Source organism: Streptomyces sp. S6, assembly GCF_054880855.1.
Genome location: NZ_JBTYMC010000463.1, coordinates 1 through 3,798, shown reverse-complemented (window position 1 = coordinate 3,798; position 3,798 = coordinate 1). Strand labels below are relative to the sequence as shown.

1 protein-coding gene is annotated in these 3,798 nt (G+C 75.3%); it reads left to right on the top strand.

Annotated features, from left to right (window positions below):
• Positions 1-3,798: acyltransferase domain-containing protein (locus tag ACVNF4_RS33645; protein WP_461806666.1), on the top strand; the 3,798-nt coding region annotated here is incomplete at both ends.

The following is a 3,798-nucleotide window of genomic DNA, read 5'->3' as shown; positions in this document are numbered from 1 at the left end:
CGTCGCCGCCGTCAACGGGCCGCGCGCCACCGTCCTTTCGGGCCCCGCGACCGCCGTGGACGCGACCGCCGCCCTGTGCGCGGAACGCGCGGTGCGGGTGCGCCGCCTCAAGGTCAGCCACGCCTTCCACTCGCCGCTGATGGAACCGATGCTCGCGGAGTTCCGCCGGGTCGCCGAGGGCCTCAGCTACCGTGCCCCGCGCATCCCCGTCGTCTCCAACGTCACCGGACAGCTCGCCGGGGCGGAGCTGGAGGGCGCCGAGTACTGGGTGCGGCATGTTCGGGACGCCGTCCGCTTCCACGACGGGGTGCGTGCGCTGGCCGCCGAGGGGGTCACCGCCTGCCTGGAGATCGGACCCGGCGGCGCGCTCAGCGTCCTGGCCCGGGACTGCTTCTCCGAGGCCGAGGGCGGCCCGGTCTGTGTGCCCGCGCTGCCCCGCGACCACGCCGAACCGACCGCGCTGCTCACGGCCCTCGCCGACCTCCACACCCGGGGCGTCCCCGTCGACTGGACCGCCGTCCTCGGCACCGCCACCGACCCGCTCCTGACGGCCGCCCTGCCCACCTACCCCTTCCAGCGCGAGCGCTACTGGCTCCCCGCCACCCCGGGCACCACGAGCCTCCTGCCCGCCGCCCCGCTCCTCGCCATCGCAGCCACACCCGGCCAAGCAGCCGGTCTCGACCTGGTGCGCGGCGCCGCAGCCGCCGTCCTCGGACACGCGAGCGCCGACGCCGTCCCCACCGACCACTCCTTCTCCGACCTCGGCTTCGACTCCCTGTCCGCCGTCCGCTTCCGCGACCTCCTCGCCGAGGAGACCGGCCGCGCCCTGCCCGCCACGCTGGTCTTCGACCACCCCACCCCGGAAGCCGTCGTCGCCTTCCTCAACGGCGACACCGAGACGGCGGCCGTCACCCGTGCCACGCTGCTCGACGAACCCCTCGCCGTCGTCGGCATGGCCTGCCGCTTCCCCGGCGGGGTCACCGGGCCCGAGTCGCTGTGGCGGCTGGTCACCGACGGCGTCGACGGGATCACGCCCTTCCCGCGCGACCGGGGCTGGGACACGGCCGCGCTGCGCCGCATCGACGCGAGCGCCCCGACGGCGGGCGGATTCCTGCACGACGCGGCCTCCTTCGACGCCGGGTTCTTCGGGATCTCGCCGCGCGAAGCGCTCGCCATGGACCCGCAGCAGCGCCAGCTCCTGGAGACCGCCTGGGAGGCCCTGGAGAGCGCCGGCCTGGACCCGGCCCGGCTGCGCGGCTCCCGGACCGGTGTCTTCGCGGGCACGGCCGGCTCCGACTACGCCGGAGTGCTGGCCGCGTCCCCCGAGACCGAGGGCCACGTCATGACCGGCACGGCCGGGAGCGTCCTCTCCGGCCGCGTCTCCTACCTCCTCGGCCTGGAGGGTCCCGCCGTATCCGTCGACACCGCCTGCTCGTCGTCGCTGGTCGCCCTGCACCTCGCCGGACAGGCGCTGCGCGCGGGGGAGTGCGATCTCGCGCTCGCCGGTGGCGTCACCGTCATGAACACCCTCGGCGGGTTCCTGGAGTTCGCCCGGCAAGGGGGCCTCGCCTCCGACGGCCGCTGCAAGGCGTTCTCCGACGACGCCGACGGCACCGGCTGGAGCGAAGGGGTCGGCGTCCTCGTCGTCGAACGGCTCTCCGACGCCCGCCGCAACGGGCACCCGGTGCTGGCCGTCGTCCGGGGCTCCGCGATCAACCAGGACGGCGCCTCCAACGGGCTCACCGCACCCAGCGGACCCGCCCAGCAGCGCGTCATCCGGCAGGCCCTCGCCAACGCGGGGCTCGCCGCTTCGGACGTCGATCTGGTCGAGGCGCACGGCACCGGCACGAAGCTCGGCGACCCGATCGAGGCGCAGGCCCTCCTCGCGACCTACGGGCAGGACCGCGAACACCCGCTGTACCTGGGCTCGTTGAAGTCCAACATCGGACACACCATGGCGGCGGCCGGGGTCGGCGGCGTCATCAAGAGCGTCCTCGCCCTGCGCGCCGGCGTCCTGCCGCGCACCCTGCACGCCGAGCGGCCCACCCGGCAGGTCGACTGGAGCGCGGGCGCCGTCACGCTGCTGGACGGCAACCAGCCCTGGCCGGAGAGGGGACGGCCGCGCCGGGCGGGCGTCTCCTCGTTCGGCATGAGCGGCACCAACGCCCACGTCATCCTCGAACAGGCCCCCGAGACGCCTCTCACCCCCACCCCGGACGAGGCCCCGGCCCCGCGCCCCTGGCTCCTGTCCGCCCGCACCCCCGAAGCCCTCCGCGCCCAGGCCGCCCGCCTCGCCGACCACCTCACCGCACACCCACAGACCGCCACCGACGTCGCCCGCGCCCTCCTGACGAGCCGCACCCTCTTCGAACACCGGGCCGTCGCCCTCGGCCACGACCGCGCCGAACTCCTCAACGCCGTCCGCGCCCTGGCCGACGGCACCGCCACCGCCCCGACCGTCACCACGGGCACCGCCCAGCCCATCGGACGCGGACCGGTGTTCGTGTTCCCCGGCCAGGGCTCCCAGTGGTCCGGCATGGCCCGTGAACTCCTCGACTCCTCAGAGGTGTTCGCCGCGCGGATGGCGCAGTGCGCGCAGGCCCTCTCGGCGCATGTCGACTGGTCGCTCGAAGACGCCCTGCAAGGCGACCTCGATCGCGTGGACGTCGTCCAGCCCGTCCTGTGGGCCGTGATGGTCTCCCTCGCCGAGGTCTGGCGCTCCTACGGCGTCGAACCCGCCGCCGTGGTCGGGCACTCCCAGGGCGAGATCGCGGCGGCCGTCGTCGCCGGGGCCCTGACCCTGGAGGACGGCGCCCGCGTGGTGGCCCTGCGCTCCCGCGCGATCCTCGCGCTCTCCGGCAAGGGCGCCATGGTCTCCGTCCAACTGTCCGCCGCCGACACCCGCAGCCTGACCGCCGTCGCCGACGGCCGCGTCGACATCGCCGCGATCAACGGGCCCTCCTCAGTGGTCGTCGCGGGCGCCCCCGCCGATACGGAGGAGGTGCTCGCCGAGGTCACCGCGCGCGGTGACCGGGCCCGCCGGGTGGACGTGGACTACGCGTCCCACTCCGCGCACGTCGAGGAGATCCAGGGCGCGGTCGTCTCCGCGCTGGACGGCATCACGCCCACCACCTCCGCGGTGCCGTTCCACTCCACGGTCGAGGCCGGACTCTTCGACACGGCCGGACTGGACGCCGGGTACTGGTACCGCAACCTGCGCTCCACCGTCCGCCTCGAACCGACCGTCACCGGACTTCTCGACGCCGGGCACCACGTCTTCGTCGAGATCAGCCCGCACCCGGTGCTGACCGCCCCCCTCACCGAGACCGCCGAGCGTGCCGACGTCGAGGCCCTGGTCACCGGCACCCTGCGCCGCGACGAGGGCGGAGCGGCCCGGATGCTGGCCTCCCTCGCCGAACTCTGCGTCGGAGGCGTCCCCGTCGACTGGACCCCGGCCTGCCCCGAGACCCCCGGCCACCATGTCGCCCTGCCGACCTACGCCTTCCAGCACACCCGCGTCTGGCCGCAGACCCCGCCCCCGGGCACCGGCTCCACCGACCCGGAGCACGACGACTTCTGGCGCGCGGTCGAGGCCCAGGACACCGGCACGCTCGCCAAGGTCCTCGACCTGCCCGACGGCGACGCCCTGACCGCCGTCCTGCCCGCCCTCGCCGACTGGCGGCGCACCCGGCGTGAACGCGGCACCGTGGACGCCTGGCGCTACGCCGTCGACTGGCACCCCCTCACCGTCCCGGCCGCGCCCGCCGTCCTGCCGGGCACCTGGCTGATCGCCGTCCC